This window comes from Rubrivivax gelatinosus IL144 (assembly GCF_000284255.1).
In the GTDB taxonomy this organism is placed as follows: domain Bacteria; phylum Pseudomonadota; class Gammaproteobacteria; order Burkholderiales; family Burkholderiaceae_C; genus Rubrivivax; species Rubrivivax gelatinosus_A.
In genome coordinates this window covers 1,865,521-1,885,664 of sequence record NC_017075.1, presented here as the reverse complement: position 1 = coordinate 1,885,664, position 20,144 = coordinate 1,865,521, and the positions used below count along the sequence as shown (strand labels likewise).

The window sequence follows — 20,144 nt, the reverse complement described above, 5'->3', positions numbered from 1 at the left end:
CGTCAGCTGGACTCAAGAAAAGACTTTGCATCCAAGGAAGGACGGCTGTGCACCCAGCTTCCGACACCTTGATCGGTCGCGTTGTCCGAGGTTCCCCTCGCTAGGACGCACATTTTCTTCATCACTCCAGGCCCTGTGCACAGGCCTGGTCACCGGGACGCCTTTCCGGGTCTCTCGGACGCAAAGTACGCGCAGTTTAGCTCGGAGCTTGCCGTCGGCTCCCGCTCGCCAAGGCTTGATTCTGCGGCCCCTATGCAATGCCCGGCTTCAGAGCGACGGCCCCAGCGCGGCTGAGACTCAGCAGTACCGCTACTCGGACCGAACCCGGGTCGCCGCAGCGCGAGCGAAGTCGTCGGTGCCAGGTTGCAGTTCAGCGACGCGGTAGCCCTCTTTACCCAGCGCCCGGCGCAGCCACTCAGGCTGACCGCCTAGACCGTCCCAAGACTCACCGGTAACCGGGTGTCGGTACCGAACCGCTGGCGTCGCCTCGACCTGTGCTGCGCGCGGCTGACGCGCGGCGAGCTCCCGTGGCTCAATGCGCCAGAACTCGACCAGTTGCCGCGCAACATGCAGGGCCCGCTCGCGTGCGCGCCGATGGTCCTGCTCAGCCTTGCGGCTCTCCACCAGTGCCCGCCTCTCGCGTTCGCGCTCGACTTCGCTCAGTGCCCGGCGAAGGTCCGTCTCGCTGATCGCGAAGCGAGCAACAAGCTCGCGGATCTCCTGGGCAGCGCGTTCACGCGCACCGGCGCCGACTGCATCCTGCAAGACACCCAACTGGTTCTCCAAAACTATCGAATCAGTGATGTTAGGCGTTCAAGCCTCTGCCCCGACCTTCGTGGGCTTTGCTGCCCTCAACGACGCTGCGCCGACCTACATCGCAGACCTACCGGAGCGGCCGTCTCGCAATACTCTGGACTCGCTTGATCGGCGGATCCGCGCCTGGCGGGCGGCGCGATCCGCAGTGCGCCAGGCTACGGAAGGCAGCTTCGCAGCGATTGCGGCCGGTGGCGGTCATTGGGTGAACTCACGGTCACTGCACCAAGCCGACCTTCACCGCTACGAACGGCAATGCCGTGGGCGTCGGCAAACCGTCAGACAGCCGACTCCCGCGGCGTCACCGCCGGGGAGGCATTGGCCGTCAACGACCGGTCCCTTTTCGCGCGACGGTCTCGACTCGACCCAGAGCAGTCAGCCGTCACTTTTATTCTCATATCGGCTTCAATTTTTAATCATATCGGAGAATCATTTTTCTATATTCGTTATGGCGCCTCTCTTGGAGCGGGCTAAAAATACAGTCAACAAACTCTCCATCTTCTACGCCGCATTCGTTTTCATAGCCAGAAATCACGAAGCTACCTCGATGATGATCATAAATCTCATCATGCAGATCTTTGAAAAAAGCAAAAAACTCTACAGGATAAAAACACTCTGAAGGCACACCCGACTCGCAATGAACCATCCTCTTAGATGAGCCATCCTTATTACGATGCAGCCCATCAATCCTTGACAACACATCGACTTCTACACGCTTAACTTCCTGCGCGGATACGTTGCACTTAAATTTGAAGGCGCAAAACAAATAATAAGTTGGGCGGCTTGAACTATACGATCTTGACGCGAGGTCCCCCATCGTAATGCCAATTTTGGCGAAATTTTTATCTACCACATCGGCACCCAGATACAACCATATATCAGTCGATTCAATATTTCTTTTTGATTCCCGCTCAGTATGTTCCAGCTTATAGTCGCGACCATAAGATGACTCAGACCCGTTAAAAGGTATGATTTTCTTCTTCAAGGCTATTCCTTTGGCATCAAATTAACCAAGATATTGACATGGATGCTTGCCAAACATGGGGACGCTTCGTTCAAATGGCTGCTTTTGCCCGGCAGCGAGCCTTCGCGACCGGTTGAATCCACAACCCTAATCGAACATTGAACCTCCTATCCAGACGCCCAGTTGCAAGTGCCGCTTTCAAGGACTATTAGCTAGCGTGCTCGACCGGGAAAACGTCACGATGACGCCGATCAAGTAATGGCGTGAAAATGTATCAATCACTAGTTCGTCGAGCCCCTCAGAGAGCCGCGGGATGGCGCATCACCGTGGGCGCCGACAAGGCCTACGACACCCGCGGCTTCATCACGGTCTGCCGGGAGAACAAGGTCACCCCGCACGTCGCGCAGAACCTGGGCCGCCGAGGCGGCAGCGCCATCGACGGGCGCACCAAGCGGCACGGCGGCGACGCCGTCAGCCCGCGGCGGCGCAAGTGCATCGAGCAGTGCTTCGGCTGGGACAAGGTCGTTGGCCGGATGCGATAGGTGATGCTGCGCGGACTGGATAAGGTGGACCAGTTGCTGACGCTGACGATGGCCGCCTACAACCTCACGCAACTGCGCGGCTTGGCCGCAGTGCGTCTGCAGGGCGTAGTGGGGGACAAGAGCCGCGGAACTGCCGACTTCGGGGCGAGAAATGGCGCCTTGAAGGCCTACGGAAGGCCGCTCCCGCCGCCGCGACGTACTGGATCACCTCGGGGCCTCGCATCTTGAGGGGCTGGAACGTGCGCGAGATCAGTTCTTCAAGGGCCTGTTAGCGTCTCTGCCCCCTCGCTCTCGCCAGCGCCTCCCTTCCATCGCGACGTCCCGCGCGGCACACTTTGAAGGTTGCAGCACTTATCGTGGCCTACTTCCGACCTGCGCAGCTATGCCAAAACGTAACCAGCAGCCACTAGTTAAGAACGCAGTCGCGCCAGCTGATCGACCGAAGTTTATGGAGCTCGGCAATTGCCCGTTCTGTAATAAAGATGTCCAACCCGAGTTTGTTGAACAGGGCAAGAGACTTGCACGCAACAAACTTCGATGCCCGCACTGCAAGCACACAATCTATCAATGCCGCATGCCCGGCTGCACAAATTACGCCAAAGCAACGAAGAATTATGCAAATGAACTTTGCGAAATGCACTCCGCTAAGCTGCGCACAGTTGCCACCACGCTTGGGACAGCAGCAATGACAACCCTTATGGCTTACTTGAGTGCCATAGCCACAGAGAAGGGCAAAGCTGATGGCAAAGCTGCGGGAAGACCGCCCAAATAGGGGACCGACCAGCAGTTCGAAGTTCCCAGCCGACAGCCCGAGGCGCTTGCGGTTGGCGGTCATGCCAGCGGCGCGGAAGCGGAACCGGCCGCCCTCCTCGTCGCTCACGCTTGGTTCCTGCGGCGGCTTGGAAGCGCTTGCAGTTCGAGCTAAAACCTCCAGCGTCTTCTCGAACGGCCAACTTGCGTTTGAGCCCAGCGAGTTCAGCTCATTGAGCAGCTACCGTCTTCTTTAAGGCTTCAGTTTCGGCTCGCACTTCATTGCGGGCAAGGCGACCAACTTCAGACTTCAGTACAGCAGCCAGGTTTGCCATGGGTGCCGATTGCGCGCCTGGCGAGCAGGCCAGCAACTGCGGGCCGGGACAGACCTCCAGCTCATGCCTCGGCAGCGAACTCCACGAAGCTGTGAAGCGCTTCGTCGAACTCATGGTTGCTGACAGGATGAGCTCCGAGGAGTTCCTCAAGCCTGGGACGAGTGACCAGCGAAACCCGGTTGGCTTCGGCTTGCTCGATTGCTCCCCGGTTGAAGTGCTGGTTCGTCACCGCCAGGCGACGAAAGCGCGTCCCCTTGAACCTAGCTTGGTAGCGGGCCGCACCGGCAACCACTTCCTTGACAGCATCCCAGCCCACCTCCGCCGACTTGGAACTCTTGCACTGCAGAAGGTCACCTTCGGTGCCCTTGAGCGCAACGACGTCGATGCCTCCATCACCGCCCCGCTTGGGTGTGACCGTCGCATCGAACCCTTGCTTGGCCCACAGCAAGCAGCAGAACGCCTCGAACGAGTCCCCGTCCATGCGGTCGACATCGTCTATCGTAAGGAACCTCTTGGGAACGGCCTCACCGCCGTCGCCATCGCCCACGAGCTCTCGATAGCTGGCATCCTTGCCTGAGCCGTTGAGCATGGACGTCAGTCCGCCGTCGTCAAGTGTGGCGCCAGCCAGACCGGCCTTGCGCTTGAGCAACTGGTCCAGTCGAACCTCGAAAGTCGTGAAGTCATCGGCCACGACGGTCGGGCAGTACACAAAGACGTCACGCTCTTGACCGATGCGGAAGGCACGGTCTGTCGCCTGCGCCTCCTTGGACGGGTTCCACGCTCTGGTGAAGTGGAAGACGTGGTTGGCCGCCGTCACGTTCAGGCCGGCGCCCGCAGCGAGAGTTGAAAGAATGATGACATCGAAGCCCGACGTCGCAGAGAAGCGGTCGATGTAGCCCTGCCGGCCCTGCGAGTCTCCGTTGATGATGAACGGTCGCAGTCCAAAGGCATCCTTCAGGAAGTAGTACAGGGCAGCTTGGACCTCGCGCAGTTCGGTGAAGACGATAGCCTTCTCGCCGGCGTTTCGCACCTCCTGGAGCCTGTCGAGCAACCAGGCAAGCTTTGGCGAGTTTGCAAGATGAGTCTCACGCCCCCCTTTGTCGACCAGGAACTTGCTTCCCGGCAGGCAGTAGGGCTCTGCGCAAACCGCCCTCATCAGATGCAAGGCACCAAAGGAAAGCTGTGCACGCTTGCGGCCGTTGGACTCTTGCGCTGCGTCCTGCAACTTCTTGAGGCCACCCTTGTAGAGCATGCGCTGGTGCTCGGTGAGCTGCACTTCAAGACGCTCTTCTTCACCGAGGCAGTCCTTGAACGCGAGCGCTGCCTCTGAGGACTTCTTGGCGGCGAAGTACTTCTTCGGCAGGTCTGCGGCGATGTCGGCCTTGGTTCTTCGCAGCGTCTGAGGAGCAATCGCAGCCTGCAGACGCTTGAGCGCCTCAACTTGGTCTTCACTCTCGCATTCGATGGGGCGGCGGTAGGTCTTGCCAAACTCCTCCAACGCGCCGAGCAGACCGGGCTGAACCAGGTCGAACAAACACCACAGGTCGGCCAGCGAGTTCTCCACTGGCGTTCCGGTGCAAGCGATGCGGAAGTCAGCCTTGAGCTTCTTGGCAGCCAGCGTGACCAAGGTACCGGGCGTCTTGATTCGCTGCGCCTCATCGCAGATGACAAGCGCGAAGGGCTGCTTGGCCAGCGAGAACTCGTAAGCGGTCAACACCTCGTAGGTGGTAACGATGACCTTGGAGCTACCCGCCCAGTCGGGCTTGAGTAGCTCGACGATGCCCATTTCCTGCAACTGACTGTCGATAAGGCCCAGTGGCTGCTTGCGCGAGCTCAGTGCATCCCCGTACAGCACTACGACCTCGGGAAACGACTGAGTGAAAAACTTCTTGGATTCGTTGGCCCAGTTCTCAAGCAAGCTTTTCGGGGCAAAAATGACGGACGGAGCGCTGGTCGGGTTTCGCTCGTAGTACCAAGCCAGCAGCGACAGGAGCTGCAGAGTCTTGCCCAGCCCCATGTCGTCGGCCAAGAGCGCGCCACGGCACTGCGAAGTGCCTTTGCCCACAAGATGCTGGAACCAGGCGACACCATAGAGCTGGTGCTTCTTCAGCTCAATGTCGGGCCTCAGGCAGCGCGGCAAGTCTGCGGCAGCGCCCTCCGGTAGTGCCAGCGAGGCTCTGCGTTCCTCCAGGTAGTCCACACCGTGGAAGTTCGTCTTGACCAGCAAGGTCTGCCGCGGACCCTTGCGTTCCTTCTGCTTGGACCCACCATCGCGCTTGATGCGGTCCTGCGCTCCGACCATGTTCTGGAACGCGTCGGCAAAGGCCCGGGCTTGCTGGGTCGACACCGCTGTCGGAAGGCTGTCGTTCTTGACCTCAGCTCGCCCGTCCTTTTCGGCTTGGGTGACCTGCTCATCGAACGCCTGGACCCACTCCTTGGTCAGCGGTATCAGCACATCCCCTTCGTGGCCCTGGAGCGTCACCTTGACCATGGGCGTTAAGTCTGACGGCAACCAGCCCCCGTCCTCGCCCTCCTTCTTGTCCCTCTGGAACACCGGTACGTAGATGGGTTTGGCAGCACCGATTCCTTCGATGCGTCCGCTATAGCCCTCAAGCTCGTACACATCTTCAAAGCTGATGCGCTGGGCTGGCTGGGTCCGCCAGACGTGGGCAAGCTGCAGCCCGGCCTCGAACTGGATCGTGGTTTCCCCGTCGATGTCCAAGTCGTACTCGTCCCAGGGGAACCGTTCCCGCTCCTGCTCAAGCGCCGCCTTGAGGGCCAGCAGGAACTGCTCCAGTTCTTCCGGCGAGGCAAATGGCTTGCTGTCTGTCCGCGAATGGGCGTCTCCGAAGTGCTCGGTAACCACTAGGTCAACAGAGTTGATACGCCCTATTTCGTAGCGGCCAACAATGCTGAAGACTGCCGCCACCGCACCAGCTTGAGCTCTATCGGCTTCGAACTCTTCCTCGCGAAGAACCTCGTGAGCTACGTCCCCCAGGAACGCAAACGGGTTGTGGATGAACTTCTCTGCCTTGGCGCCCGACACCTTCCGACCAGGCATCTCGCGCTTGATGACGCTCAGAACCTTGCGCACGGGCTCCGAGATGACAACACGGACCCGCCCGCCGCCCTTGGTCAAGTCATAGTGCTGTTGAACAGAGTTGAACCCATCGAACGCCTTGAGCCAGCCGTCGGGCGCACCGTCAAAGGTGGGGCCGACCGTCACGACGCGTCCGAACGGCGTCTCCTCCCTTGTCAGGGGCAGACGAAGCGAATCCGGCGTGAGCACCAAGGTCGTTTCAAGGAAGGTGCTCGCGTAGAGGGCGCCGGCCTTGTCGGCAAGCCGGCGAATGCGGCCCCACGCAAGCTCCTGCTCATGCTGGGCGCGACCCGATGCATCGCGCGCCCTGAAGCGCTCAACTTCGGTGAGCGTGGCCCATGCAGCCGCAGACAGCAGCTGCTCCTCGCCGGCAACAGACGCTACAGCACCAACAATTGAGTCTGGCCTTACCTGCTGGGAGCCATCGGTCCACCCAGCAACTTCGAGCTCAAAGTCGGCATCCGAAAGGCCGCCTGTGCAGTCCAAGACCGGTCTGAGCGGACCCTGGGGTGGCAGACCAAGCAGCCGCAAAGCTCCCGCATGCTCCGCCATCGCTTGAAGGGCGAAAACGTCCTCCCATCGCACCAACGCTCCATCCGGGCTCAGAAGACACCTGTCCTCTGCCGCCAACTGTGCGAGGTACGCGCCCAACACCGTTTCATCCGGCCCGGCGTCGTGGATAGCCTCAAGGAGTCCGTCAGGTGTGGGCGACGCAAGGCGTGAAGCGAACTCGATGCGCACGCCGCCCGGTGTCCACGAGGTCTGGAGCTGAGGCTCATCAGACTTCGCGCGGACCGCGCGCTTGAACAAGTCAAAGAGTCCCATCAGCTCTCCGGGTAGTACCAAGCCTGGCGGGGATTCGCCCACTTAAAGCCCAGAGCCTTCAACTCAGAGCCAAGCTGCACCCTCTGCAATGGGTCTTCCACCCAAAGTCGGCCGCCCCCAGGACCGCGTCGGTCATCAATCGTGGCCCCTCGGAATCGCCTCATCAACGCCTCAAGCGCCGGCATGTCGGGACCAGGCGAAGCGCTATCCGGTCTTGACCCGCCTGCTGTAGCCGAGCCAGTGGCTGCGCCTCCGCCCACGACGCGCTGCGCATCGGGCCGGTCCGGCCGAATGCCGAGTCGTCGGAGTTCCTCCGCAGCACGAGCTTGCCAACCCGGCGTGTGGACGATTCGGGCAGCCTTCTCTCCGCGGTAGCCATACGCAAGGTCGGTGGTTCCGCCGTCGTAGTGCTTCGCGTAGGGCTCGAACGGCAGCTCATCAACCTTGTAGGCGTAGCAGGCGTTGGGCTTCTTGCTGAACTCGACGATGAGGTAGGACCCAATCTGCATCATGAAAGCGTCAACCTCCGATTTGCCGTCAAGCCGCGCGTACGCACCCTCCTCGCGTGCGATGAGGTTCCTGACCTCCGGGCTTCTTCGCTGAAGCGCCATCGTGTCAGCGCCGAAGACGAGCCTCGTCCAGGTAATCTGCTTCAGGTACTGCGACCAGAACGCCAGCCGACCCTCATCGGCTTGGTTGCGCGCGGCAAGAATGTCGAAGAAGTCCTTGAGATTGCGCTCGTTGACCCAGCCCAGCACCATCTGCCAAACGGGCTCGGGAACACGGTTCCATGCGGTGGCATACCCTGCTGCCTTGAGCTTCGGGTTCCTCCAAACGGCCGGAGCGCATACGAAGTCGCGAAGCAGCTCGTCCTGCGGCGCGGCTCTACAGGCGTGATACCGCACAAGAATGTACTCAAGCGCCTCGTCCCGGAAGCCGGGCCTTGTCTTGATGAGTTGAATCAGCTGCGGCACCAGACGTTGGAACTCGGCATCGGAGTCGGCGGTCGCCCGCTTTACAGCCCCCAGGACGAGTGCGTGCCAGAACCAAGACGACGGAGGGATGCCCAGGTCCTCCGCCAGTTGGTCTACTGCTGCGGAGTCGCCTCGAAGGTACCCTCGCGCGTACTTGTCGACTGGGCTTCTGGACAGCACAGCCCCTTCCTTGCGAAGCACATGCACCCAGTCCGGGACGAGACCAGCTCCAACCTGTCGGTCGATGAGCGGCCAGGTCCGCTCGAGAAATGCCCTTAGCTTTTCCCACCCAGTTTGGGCAGCAGTGCCACCGGCCGCACTGATGTCGTACTGGAAGTAGGAGTAAAGCAAGCCGTGCCAGGTCAGGCGCCAAAGGTCGCCTCGTTCAGCCTCCGCTTGGTACTCGCCAAGAAGCGTGTCGAACCGCTGGGACCCCAGAGCTGTCTCGTCGCCAGCCTCCCGGATGGGCTGGGCAACTGCGCTGGCGACAAGGTCGCGCTGCCAAGCATCGAGCCTTTGACCTCGCAAGAAGGCGCGGGCTGCTGCGTACGAGTCCTCCTGCCTGGGCTGTGCCTTGGCATAGCCCTGGAAGATTCGCTCGGCTTCCCGTACAGGCTTCTCGACCAGGCCGGGCACTCCGAAGTTGCCACCGCCCAGGCCCATCCTCGCTATGCAAGCCGCAAGGTCACGGGTGAGGACCTGGAGGGCCTGAGCGGCTAGCACTTCCCAAACTCCTTGTCCTTCAGAACGTCACTGGGCGGCACCGGAGTCTCCTCGAGGCCCCAGAAGTCCACCTTGAACTCCACCCGCCTGCTCTCAGCCTTGTCCTTCTTGATGGAGTTGAAGGAGTAGCCCCCTACGAGGAACAGCTCCTGCACCTTCTGGAGCTGGTCCCGACGTAGGCCCTCGCTCCCGCTGGCACCCTCGAACAACGCACAGACGACGCTTCTGCTACGGTCCAGGCTCAACAGGAGGTTGTAGAGGTACGTGCCGTCCTCGTCGGTGAACCCCTCGATGACCACGCTACGCAGCCAGCGCTTCCCCTCTGGTGTGTCCTTGGCCTTCAGCAGAACCGGGACGTAGCTTCGCAGGAACTGACGCGCCGCAGGAGTGATGGTGTAGCTGCCACTATCGAACCTGACGTCCTTGCCCAGGTCGATGCGGAAGTTGCTTTGGTCTACGCCGACCCCACTCTTCTTCGAGTCCTCGGCAATAAGCGACATCAGCTTGCTGATGGCCTGGCTACGCTCGATGGACGCGCGCGTTGCCGCATCAATGCTCTGCGTCACCGCAACCAGCGTCACCGCCATCACGACCAGAAACAGCACCATCAAGGCCGACATCAGGTCAGAGAATGAAATCCAGAACGGACTTTCCCCCTCAGGCTTGCCGCGCCGCTTGAGGACGATACTGGTCAGCATCTCAGGCCCTCTTCATGCGCTGAACCGCATTGGCGAGTTCCTGCACAACTCCGTTCAGGTGCCCCGTGCCCTGGGCTAGATGGCGGTCCGTCTCAGCGATGGCGTCCTTGATGCGACTTACCAGCTGAATCCCGAAGTCCTCAAAAGCCTTCAGCAGTGCCGCATTGACGCCCGCAAGGTGCTCCCGGCTCTGTGCTTCGGCCGCGCGCATGGAATCAGCGCTTGCCTTGATGCTCGCGACCAACTCTTGGGAAACGCCAGCTTCCTTCTTGGCCGCTTCAATCAGGCCAGTCAGTACCGCGACTTGAGAGTCCACGGTTCGCCTGGTCGAGTCGTACTGTTCGAACCCGCGCTGGACCGCCGTGGATGCCGCCTGGAGTGCAGCTGACGCGGAGGCAAGCGTGTCGGCAACCTTCGTGGAGCGCTCGAAGACCGTCGAAACCGCGCTGCCCGCGGTCTCAAATCGCTGAGCAGCACTGCTCATCGTCAGCGCTCCGTGGTTCATGCCGTCGATAGCGCTGAGGGAGACTTGCGACAGTGCGTCAATGTTGCGCTGAGTCTTGGCTACTTGGTCGGAGACGGCACCCAGAAGCGCCTCGACCTGAGCGGTGAGCCCCCCAACCAGCTGATTGGTTTGCGAGGCCAAGCGGTCGTTGCGCCCCGCCTCCTCGGCAGCTGATGCCTTGCGAGCACCTTCCAGGCCCTCAATCGCGACGGCGACTTCTCTTAACACCTTCATCACGGCCTCGTCCATGGCGGCCTTGGACTTGTTCTGCTCCTCGGTCACAAGGCGCCGGAAGTCCTGAACGAACTCCCGCATCTGGTCAGTCAGCAGCTGCTGGTTGTCCGCTGCCCTTTTCATGGCCTCCTCGAGAGTGCCGGACATCTGTGTTGCCGCATGCTCGTTGGTCTGCTTGATGTCTGCGAGCAACCCTTGCAGCGAGGCTTGCACGGCCGCCATCGAGTCCATGGAGCGCTGCATCTGCTCGTTGATGCCCCTCATCTGCCCGCCGAAGGTGTCTTCCAACTTGGCCATGAAACCGGTGAGCAAGGTCTCAAGCATCGAGTTGACCTGCTCTCCGTTTCCGCGGGCGGTCGCCTCCATGGCGTTGCCCATTCGCTCCATGGGTCCTGCGACAGCGGTCGAGATGGCTTCGCCGATGTGCTTGCCCAGCGCTAGCGTTGAGGCCTCCTGAGCGGCAATCTGCCGGTCAACCAGGTTGGTCATCATCTTGTGGAGGTCTTCCACAAGCGCGTCCTTGAGCTGTGCGGTACTGGCTGCGTTTTGCTCCGAGGACCTGACGAGCCGGGCCAAGTACTCCTCACCGGCGCCGGTGGAGTAGAGGCTGTCGATGCCATGCGTTAGCTGCTCGACGAGCCCATACAGGTACGCCAGTGTGAATCGGCTGACGAACACGACAACCATGGCGCAGCCGATGGCCACGCCCGAGGCAACGAAAGCATGTTGAACCCCGAGCAGCAGCGGCCCCAGCCCCTTGACCGCCTCCTCAATAGGAAATGGCTTGAAGTCCTGCAGGCCAGCGAGCAGCCCTGCAAAGGTACCGATAATGCCTAGGCCAGTGAGAACGCCAGGCAGGTGACGGGTGAAGTCGTCGAAGAGCCGGCTGTCCACGAGTACATCCCTCGTGAACATCGCCTCGGCTGGCACAGTTGCCCGGACCTCGACGAGGGCAACCTCTCCAGAGGCTGCTTTGCGCAGCTCATGCAAGGTGTCGTCGTACTCTTCCCATAGGTGCTTCAGGGGCTCCGACTGGAAGGCCCGACCAACCGCCTTCGGGTCTGGCGGCGCCTTCTGCCCCCCAAAGGACCGCACCGCGCGGACAGTTGACCTCAGTTGCCACCAGACCTGCGTTCCCTTGAGCAAGTAACCCAGAAGGAAAATACTGGTCAGCAGGACGACCAACAGGAAGACCCACAGCGGCAGCCCATGAAGGGTCTGCAGAGACGGGTGGATGCCGCCTAGCAGCTTCGCAGTTTCACTCATGCACTTTCTTCCCTGAACTTGCGGCCCTCTTCGGGGCGTTCCTCGCCTCAGCTTCCACTATCCCCGCGCGCTGGCAGAACTCCGCCACAAGCACCTCGAACAATGTTGGTCAAGGTGCGTTTTTCGTACTCAGCCGCTGCGACGAGGAGCCGCTTGGTCTTCGGTGTCACCCGGAAGGTCAGTCCGACCGATTTCTCAGCGTTCATGCGTCAAGGACCCGTATTGCAAATTGCAACACGTTTTTACCATCAGCCGTGAGGAGTCCAGACCGGGCACTGGGAAGAAGGCGCCCACTTGGGCAACTTGCCCCTCATCTCAACGCCTTGGACGACAGCTTCTCCACCTGCAGGGGCAAAGCTGAACCTTCGAGGGGGGCTTCAGCGCCCCTCAACAGATTTGACTTCAACGGAGCGCCTGCCGAAACGACACCAGCGCTCCACCGATCTGGCGAGCAGTCGCCGAATCCACCCCCAAGTCACCGTTGTCAACCACCAGAGGCCCGCCAGTCAGCTCGAACGCGGCATCGTTTATGACCTCCAGCGCACCATCCAACATCAGGCCGAGCTGGCTGGCCGCTTGTTTCAGTCGCTCCCGAGTCCAGGCGTCTGCATTGAGTAGGCTTATCAAGAGCCGGAAGTGGTCGTCATCGAGCTGCGGAAACAACGCCCGGTCCGGGTCGACATGCACGGTCGCCGGCGATGCAGGCGTGGCCTGTTCCGCTGTGTCGGTGAAGAGAGCCGAGAGCAGCTTGGTAGCAGCAGCCTCGTCTTTGCGGACCCTCTCGAGCCTCTCTGGGTCTAGCCGGAACGGCCGCCCTGGAGGGGATGGGACGCCCGCCCTTTGGGTAGACACCGGCAACGTCGCGACGACAGTTAACCCCTCCGCCTCAAGCAGTGCGCGCAAGAAAGACGTACTGTCCTTGCGCTCGGGCAGCTTCCCCCACAGAGCCATCCAAGCTTGGTCCAATGACACTTCTTTGCGTCGACCGAGACTTGCACTCAGCACCTCGAAGTTGGCGGCAAGCCGCCGCCGAAGGAGGCTTAGCGGCAGGCGCACTTCGGCATCGGGAGTACCCTTTGCGATAGGCATGCGGCCGATGAATCTACTGTACGCCGACAACTCATCAGCGCATCGGTCAAATGCCTCTCTGATAGCCTGAACCTGGTCCTGTGTGAACCAAGTCTGGTCAGCGGACGGGACAACAACCGAAGTGCTTGCCGGCGCACCCGTACGTCGGTCAGGCGTACCCCGGTAGACGACCTTGAGCGCATTGAACGGCCTGCGCTCCACCTTCAGTCCCTTTGGAAAAGCTGACTGAAAGTGGATACAGAACAGTTCGCGCATCTCCTCGGGGCAGCGGCCAACGGGCGTCTTCTTTGGCACACGCACGTCACTCAGCACGGATGCAAGCGCCCAAGCGGGGGGAAGGAACGCGCCGTCACGGGCCGCTTGCCCAAGGGCCACTTGCAAAGGGGCCGAAGGGTCATAGGTCTCTGCGAGTTCTGGGACATCGAGCAAGTACCAGCGGGCTGGCGCGTCAACCGCATCCAAGAAGCCCGCCAGGTTAAGGCAGTGTTCGCGAAGCTGCGGCAACGCACTCCCAAACCGAGCGACAACGTCCCGAGAGGCCCATGCAATCGCCCGGCGCTCCTCGTCCGCGAGGGCGGTCGGGCCTGCCTCGACGACCCTAGACTCGAGCCCGCAAACAAAGAGAAGTGCCAGATGCGCCGGCACGGAAAGCTCCCTACCGGAGGCGAGCCACTTCAGATACAAGCCTCGCTGGGCGACGGTCAGCGAAGCGTAGCTGGGGATGGACCAGACATCCCGGATAGGTTCAACGCCGTCTGTTGGCACACCGAGGTCTGCAGGCATCCACGCCGCGACGGTTGCGGGGTGCAGCACTACGCCCTTGGGCGGAGGCTTCAGCGCGACGCTCAGTAGTCCTGGCAGGACGAGACCGCGCACCTCAACAGTGTGGGTGGGGCCATACCATCGGGGACGCTCTGGCGCAGGCGGCTTCGGCAAACTGAACTCTTGTGCCGAAGTGCGAGCAGCAATTTGTTCCACGTGCACCGGCGCGTCCGGCACCGAATGCGTGAGTTCGACCTGGGGCGCCTTGGCGCCGAACAGCCGGTCGAACTCGTCCAGCCGGACGGTGTCCTCACATTCCGCTGGCACGGCGGAGGGCGCAGCCAGCTCGCTCGCCGCCGCCTTCTCTGACGTCCCAGCTCCTTGGGCCGATACGACGGGCCCATCCGGCAGGCTATCGCTCGCCGGTTGCCTCGCAACCTGGTCGAGCACTTCCTGCCATCGCCGCCGTTCCTCAGCAGACCATCTTGCTGGCAAAGGAACCCCTGCTAATCGGGTTTCGCCGCGACATCCACGTAGGGTCTGCTGAACCGTCAGTCATCGCAAGTTCGATTCGGAAGCGCTCGAAGCCAGGCAAGCGCCTCGCCCATGTTTAGGTACAGGCTCGCGTATGCCTTTCGCAGCAAGGGGTCCGGCAATGCCCAATCCCACTTCTCACGCTGTAGGTTCTTTGTCTTGGCCAGCAGCATGTCCAATGGCGGCGCTTCGTCAACGGCAGCGTCGAACAAGACGCTTACGACGGCCTCGGTGGTACTTCTGCCTTTCAGGACCTGCACTCCTGGGCCGCCAGGAGTAGCGATGAAGCCGCGACGCTGCAGCAAACAAGCCAACGCTTCGTTTGCGGAATCTCCGAGCCAAGTCAACAAGAGCAGCTCCGAACCTTGGTCCACCCAGTACGCCTGCCCGAGCCCGCGACTTGCGTAGCAAGCTCGGCCCTCGACCAAGAACCGATTCGCGACTTCGTCCAAGTAGGGCGGCACCTCCGCTGACTCCAACAGCTGGCGCATCCGTTGCCGCACCTGCGTGTGGGTCCTCCCCGCCCCACCAGAGAACAGCGGCGGAGCGCCCCCGCCAGCTCGGGCAACAAATATGACCTTCTGGTCCTCGTCGATGTCCTCGACTCGCCAAGTCTTGCCCGCAAACAGGATGCGTTGACCGATGACGAGCGCCTGCGACACCGGCAGAGTACCCAGTGTCTTGCCGCCAGCCACGATGCGGAACTCTTCGTCTGTCGCGAACGCTGCGTAGAAGGTGTAGTGGTTGACTAGCTTCTCACCCACGCGCCCGTGAAGAAGCGTGCCCGCAGAGTCCTGCATCAGCAGTTCCTTCTGCCCGAGGTGACGGACGAGCTCAATGAACTCGTCCTTTGAGACCCCCGCGAATGGCGTGGCCGGGGCGCACAGCAAGCTATAGAGCTGACCGATGGTGGCTCCGCCGTTCTGAGCGATGAACGACAGCACCTGCTGAATCAACGTCGAGAGGTGTGCTCCATGCGACCGCGGTGGCTCGAACCACCCCTCCAGCAGCAGCGAAATCATCGCCACCATCTGCACTGTTCCAAGTCGAAGGTCGTCAGCGATAGACGACTTTCCGCCCAGCGCGTCCTCGATGCAGTAGCCACGCAGAATTGCAGGGTCGCCCTTCCTTCGTCCCGAGCGGCCAAGGCGCTGACGAAGGCTTGCCACCGAGGGAGGCGGGCCAATCTGCGCGACGCTCTTGACCGCCCCGATGTCGATGCCCAGCTCGAGCGTGTTCGTGCATATGGCGGTAGCGGGGCGTTCCTTCTGCTTGAGCGCGGACTCGGTCTCCGAGCGAATTTCCTTGGACAAGCTACCGTGGTGGGGCCAGAACTCGTTCGGTACCTGCTGCGCCGTGCAGAGCTTATTGAGCAAGTGCGTGTACCTCTCCACCTCGCGCCTGGAGTTGGGGAACACCAAGTTGTTCGAGCCTCTCAAGCCCTTGAAGACATGCGCAGCAATCTGAGCCGGTGTCGTCGGCTCCGGTGGGTCCTCGCCCTCTTCTGGGCAAACAACCAAGGGTTCCTCGTAGCCCTTGACCAGAATCTTGAGCTCGCTTCCGGCGGACTTCGACTCCACCATCGCCACCGCCGCCCCACGGCCAGGCCGCAGGAACCCGGCAGCAAGGCTCATGTCGCCGAGGGTGGCAGAAAGCCCGATGCGAGGTACGGTTCGACCAAGGACACGTTCGATGCGATGCATCAGCGACTGCAGTTGCTTGCCACGTTCTGCGCCAATGAAAGCGTGAAGCTCATCGACCACGAAGAAGGTCAGTCGCTCGAAGGCTGCGCGAATCGTCGTGCCGCGGTTGCACAGAAGCGCCTCGAGTGACTCCGGGGTGATGAGCAAGACCCCTTGCCGCTTGGCCAAGAACCGCGTCTTCACGGATGAAGAGATGTCGCCGTGCCACGGCCAAACCGACACTTCCAACTGCTCGCAGAGTCGGTCCAGGCGACCAAATTGGTCGTTGATGAGAGCCTTCAGCGGGCTGATGTAGACGATGAGGCCCGGCGGCTCCAACGCCATCAAATGCGTCAAGGCGGGAAGGAACGCCGCTTCTGTCTTACCTGCTGCGGTGGCAGCGGCCACGATGACGTCTCGGTCAGCCTTGACGATCAGGGGGATGGCAGCCTCTTGGGCCTCCCGGAGCGACTCCCAGCCCTCCGCCCAGATAAAGCGCTGGATGCGCTCATCGAGGAGGTGGAAAGAACTGGAGTCGGACACCTACCGCTTCCTTCGATCCAGGCTCACATCTTGAACGAGCTGAACTCGTCGCCGTCTTCTGCCTCAACCGCCTGGTCGCCAGCGCCGCCCGTATCGGCAGCGACATCAATGCCGCCAAGCAAGTCTTGCCAGGCTGCACCAGGGTTCTGCTCCAGCACCGCCAGCAGATTGATGAAGGCAGTGATGGTCGTACGCGGCGTGCGGAAGTAGGCGTCGCCGACGCGCTTGGAGCAGTGCTCCATGAAGCTCATCACCCCGTTGTCGGGCAACAGGTGCTTGGTGGGGTCACCGAAGGCATACACCCCGCGAATCTTCTGCAAGAGGACATAGAAGTCCTCCGGCGTGAGACTCGAAAGTCGCACCACCGGCCCGCTGAAGTCCACCAGGCCGTTGGTTGCGAATGTGTTCTGCGCGAGTCGACTCTGGAGCGCCGGGTAGCTGTAGAGGCCCCGTCGAGTGTCGAGCAAGAACTCTGGCGTTCCGCCGAGCACGAAGCCCAGACCCACTGTGGTTCCCTGCAGAGAGTCGTTCAGGATGCGGAGAATCTGCTCGTAGTTGGAGTTGCGTGCCTGCGTGTTTGCGAGCTTGTAGAGGTTCACAAGCTCGTCCAGGCTCACGAGGAGCCCGGAGAACCCGGCAAGGCGGATAAATCGCGCCATCAGCTTCAACTGGTCGTACACGGCTGCGTCGTCGACGATGGTCCGCACGCCCAGCGCCTGCCTGGCGTCTGTTTTGGTCGAGAACTCACCGCGCAGCCAGCGGACTGCATCCGACTTCAGCTGCTCGTTGCCCTCCTCGAAGCCGCGGCAGTACGCCGCGATGACGTCGGCGAAGTCGTAGCCGTTCACCAGTTCGGTCAGTTGGTCCAGCTTTTGGCGCAGCACGGCCTCAGTGGTCTGGCCGGAGCCCTTCGCCTCGGACTTGGCCGTGGCGATGAACTTCTCGACGATGCCGCTCAAGGCGCCGCCATCTGGCTTCGTGCGCGTCGAGAGGTTGCGCATCAGCTCTGCGTACAGCGAACGGGCTTGGCCTCCGCTGGCATGCAGCCGCCGGTCCGGATTGAGGTCAGCACTCGCGACGACAAGCTTCTTCTCCATCCCCACCGCTCGCACGAGGTTGAGGAAGAACGTCTTGCCGGCACCGTACTCGCCGATGACGACTCGGAAGGCCGACCCACCGTCGGCGATGCGTTCAATGTCGCTGACAAGCGTCTCGATTTCCCGGGTGCGGCCTACCTGTACTAGGTGCTGCCCCATGCGGGGCACGACACCGGCGCGCAGCGACTGGATGACAGCGTCGCGGTCTTTGGGGCGAATCGTCGTCGTCATGCTTCCACCTTCTCCACAATCTCAGCGTTCACCGTCACGGGGTCGTCGCCCTCGAACAGGGCCATGTCGTGTGTATCGAACGCGGCGTCGTTGATGTGTTCGAGCGCCCCGTCGAGCATCAAGTCGAGGTCCGCCGCAACGTCAAGCAGCTCTTCCCGACTCCATTGCGGGCGTGACAGCATCATCCGGGCGAGCGCCGAGTGAGCTTCATCCAGACCAAGGAGGCCCTTAGCCACCTCAGTCGACTCCGTCGGCTCGGTGCCCGGTTCCTCCTCCACGGATTCAGCCGCTGTCTCCTCCCCGCGCTCCTGTGCCTCGGTGAAGATGTTGGCGAGCAACGCCGACACCTTTTCGGTATCCCTCTGGAGCGCAGCGACCCGAGTCGGGTCGAGCTTGAAGCCCGACTCTTCGACCTTGGCTACCGTTGCGGCGGTCGGTGTCACGCCAGCTGCGACCGCGTGAACATCGGAGAACACCTTCTTCGCGTCCACACCGAGGGCCTTGTAGGCCTTCTCCAGCATCTTGACTTCGGCCGGGGCCACAACGCCGTCTGACTGCGCGACCGTTGCCATGAACGCGGCAATCGTCTCCTTGATGGACAAGTTAAGCGGCTCGAGCTTCTTCTTCAGGGAGGTCAACGATGCCGGAGCCTGCATCAACAGCCGCAAGTGCGCCAGGAGACGGCGCGTTTGGCTGGGTGTGAGGTGGTTCCACGACAGCACAGTCTCGCGCAGGTGGCTCATCTCCTTGGTGCCGAAATCGCCGTCGGCCGAGGCCACAGCTGAGGCTAGCTGCAACGTCAGCGCAGCCGCGAGATACGGCCCATTCACGCGAGACTGCGGCTCAGCCGGTGGCAGAGCAAACAGAACAACCTTATCTTCAGGCTTCGGCGCCTTGGCCCCAGCAAGTACATCGGGCTCGAGGCCCACGTTCGCGGATTCGAGCGTTCGGGCAAGCGAGATGGTCTTGTCCTTGGTGAACGCCGTCTTGGCCCCAAGAGAGCTCAGCAAGTCCTGGAATGGCATCGCAACCATGCCGTCGCCCATGCTCGTCTTGAGGTCCTGTAGCGTCTTCTTGGCCCTGTCAGGCCAGAGTGGCGCTGGTAGTTGCAGCAACGCCTCGAGGGAGTCCTTGGCTTCGGGACTCTTGCCGACCAGCCGACTGAATGGCTCCAACGGCTTCGTTGCTGCTTCGACCACCTCCTGAAGCTTCTTCACGGGAGCGGTCAGCACTGTCACGTCAGGCGTCTCGCGGAACGTGAGCTTGAACTCGTCGTACCCGCGGAAGCCTGCAGAGGCCGGTCGGTAGACGAGCTTGAGCTTGGTGCGATTGCGCGGCATGACCATGCCGGCGCCGAAGGCCTCAGCGTACTTGGCGGCGAAGAGCTGTTCAAACTCAGCCGCGCACCGAGTGGCCGGCGTCCGAAGATAGATGTTCGGCTCGAGTCGAGCCCAGGCAAGTGCGAGGTGAACAGGAACTGGCGCGCCGTCCACTGCGGCCTGACCTAACGCCAGCCGTACGTAAAGTGGAAGCTCGTAGGTCTTGGGGAAAGAGAGGACGGGCTTCTCGTAGAGGCGCACCGGGTGCTCTGCAAGGGCGACCCAGTCGAGCAATGCTGCTGCGTAGCCGCGAAACGACCCAGACTTGTCACCGTAGATGCCGAGAAGGCGGCGGAGCTCAGCGGCGATTGCGGGCCAGTCCGCACGAGCGGCCTCGTCCTTCGTCGCGTCGATGATGGCACGGCGCTCCAGGCCGTAGAAGAACAGGAAGACGTAGCCGATGTCCGCTTCTGGGCCCTTGCGCCCGCCTGCCAACCAGTTCAGGTAGGCCCGGCGTGCCCCACCGGAAATCTCCGAGTAGCTGGGCCAGTAACCCATTTGCCGCTCGGTGTAGTCGCCCTGCCGAGCGACCGACTTCGACGGGTCGATGAGACAGGGGTCGTTGGCACCAGCAGGCGTCTGCAGCTTTGTGCCGACGTAGACCATTCCACCCGGGATGGTCACACCACCGACGTCAACGGACTGCCCAGGAGGAACCCAGGATGCTTGACCGAACCCCTTGGGAGCTGCCGGGATGCGGAAGGCAGAGACCCGGCCTTGCCCTGCGCCGGTGCTGACGGGCTCGTCAACCTCACTGAAGCGAGCAATCGTATGCGCGGCGACCCTCTGGGGCGCCACTTCAGGCCTGGTCGCGGGGCGCGACTCGAGCGCAGAGGGACGTTCATCGACTGCAGGCGACCGATAGCTCTTTGACTTGGAGTAGAGGTAGACGGCGATGCCGACCCCAGCGAGCAAGGCCGCACCAATCCAGACCTCTTTGGGAATGGCTGCAATCAGCGCCACTGCGCCAATCAACAGGATGACAACACCGCTGCTCGTGTTAGAGCTCTTCTTCTTACCCACAGTCTCAGCCTCCCTTGGTCGCTCCTCTGCCGGGGCAGTACGCACAGAATAGCGCCGCCAGTTAGCAGCCAGCGC

The 20,144-nt window shown here is 61.7% G+C and carries 11 protein-coding genes and 1 pseudogene; 1 reads left to right on the top strand and 11 read right to left on the bottom strand.

All coding sequences use genetic code 11. The features are described from left to right. Positions 1 to 309: 309 nt before the first annotated feature. Both RGE_RS08840 and RGE_RS24005 read right to left on the bottom strand, forming a co-directional pair. A complete protein-coding gene (locus RGE_RS08840; RefSeq protein ID WP_014428011.1) occupies positions 310 to 786 on the bottom strand; it encodes an H-NS family nucleoid-associated regulatory protein in 477 nt (158 codons plus the stop codon). Positions 787 to 1,225: 439 nt separating this feature from the next. Continuing rightward, a complete protein-coding gene (locus RGE_RS24005) occupies positions 1,226 to 1,798 on the bottom strand; it encodes a hypothetical protein (RefSeq protein ID WP_148280145.1) in 573 nt (190 codons plus the stop codon). 299 nt (positions 1,799 to 2,097) lie between these two features. On the opposite strand from RGE_RS24005, the pseudogene RGE_RS24000 reads away from it, so the two are divergent. Then, positions 2,098 to 2,409, top strand: a pseudogene (locus tag RGE_RS24000) (transposase); the annotation flags it as partial. A 316-nt stretch (positions 2,410 to 2,725) separates the two neighbouring features. On the opposite strand, the gene RGE_RS23995 reads toward RGE_RS24000, so the two are convergent. From RGE_RS23995 to RGE_RS08795, 9 genes are all read right to left on the bottom strand, one after another. Continuing rightward, the gene (locus RGE_RS23995) at positions 2,726 to 3,199 is read right to left on the bottom strand and encodes a hypothetical protein (protein ID WP_014428006.1); all 474 of its coding nucleotides are present in this window, start codon (positions 3,197 to 3,199) and stop codon (positions 2,726 to 2,728) included. Between the two features lie 266 nt (positions 3,200 to 3,465). Continuing rightward, a complete protein-coding gene (locus RGE_RS08830; protein ID WP_014428004.1) occupies positions 3,466 to 7,329 on the bottom strand; it encodes an SNF2-related protein in 3,864 nt (1,287 codons plus the stop codon). Next, positions 7,329 to 9,026, bottom strand: a complete 1,698-nt coding sequence (locus RGE_RS08825; protein WP_014428003.1) for an EH signature domain-containing protein — start codon at positions 9,024 to 9,026, stop codon at positions 7,329 to 7,331. Before RGE_RS08825 ends, RGE_RS08830 begins: the two co-directional genes overlap by 1 nt. Continuing rightward, positions 9,020 to 9,724: an OmpA/MotB family protein gene (locus RGE_RS08820; protein WP_043783932.1), complete on the bottom strand. Its 705-nt coding sequence runs from the start codon at positions 9,722 to 9,724 to the stop codon at positions 9,020 to 9,022. The genes RGE_RS08825 and RGE_RS08820 overlap by 7 nt, the downstream gene beginning before the upstream one ends. Before the next feature lies 1 nt (position 9,725). Then, positions 9,726 to 11,729, bottom strand: coding sequence for an anti-phage ZorAB system protein ZorA (gene zorA, locus RGE_RS08815; RefSeq protein ID WP_014428001.1), 2,004 nt, complete (start codon positions 11,727 to 11,729; stop codon positions 9,726 to 9,728). A gap of 402 nt (positions 11,730 to 12,131) precedes the next feature. Further along, positions 12,132 to 14,030: a TerB N- and C- terminal domain-containing protein gene (locus tag RGE_RS23600; protein ID WP_148280144.1), complete on the bottom strand. Its 1,899-nt coding sequence runs from the start codon at positions 14,028 to 14,030 to the stop codon at positions 12,132 to 12,134. 101 nt (positions 14,031 to 14,131) lie between these two features. Beyond that, complete coding sequence (locus RGE_RS08805; protein ID WP_014427998.1) at positions 14,132 to 16,339, bottom strand: DEAD/DEAH box helicase; 2,208 nt, start codon at positions 16,337 to 16,339, stop codon at positions 14,132 to 14,134. 23 nt (positions 16,340 to 16,362) lie between these two features. After that, on the bottom strand, positions 16,363 to 17,667 hold the full coding sequence (locus RGE_RS08800) for an ATP-binding protein (protein WP_014427997.1): 1,305 nt from the start codon (positions 17,665 to 17,667) through the stop codon (positions 16,363 to 16,365). Next, positions 17,664 to 20,069, bottom strand: coding sequence for a tellurite resistance TerB family protein (locus RGE_RS08795; RefSeq protein ID WP_014427996.1), 2,406 nt, complete (start codon positions 20,067 to 20,069; stop codon positions 17,664 to 17,666). Before RGE_RS08795 ends, RGE_RS08800 begins: the two co-directional genes overlap by 4 nt. Positions 20,070 to 20,144 lie beyond the last annotated feature (75 nt).

Excerpts from the sequence above, each read along its gene's own strand:
- zorA (WP_014428001.1), bottom strand. The coding sequence starts at position 11,729 with ATGAGTGAAACTGCGAAGCTGCTAGGCGGCATCCACCCGTCTCTGCAG.
- RGE_RS08800 (WP_014427997.1), bottom strand. The coding sequence starts at position 17,667 with ATGACGACGACGATTCGCCCCAAAGACCGCGACGCTGTCATCCAGTCG.
- RGE_RS08830 (WP_014428004.1), bottom strand. The coding sequence starts at position 7,329 with ATGGGACTCTTTGACTTGTTCAAGCGCGCGGTCCGCGCGAAGTCTGAT.
- RGE_RS08820 (WP_043783932.1), bottom strand. The coding sequence starts at position 9,724 with ATGCTGACCAGTATCGTCCTCAAGCGGCGCGGCAAGCCTGAGGGGGAA.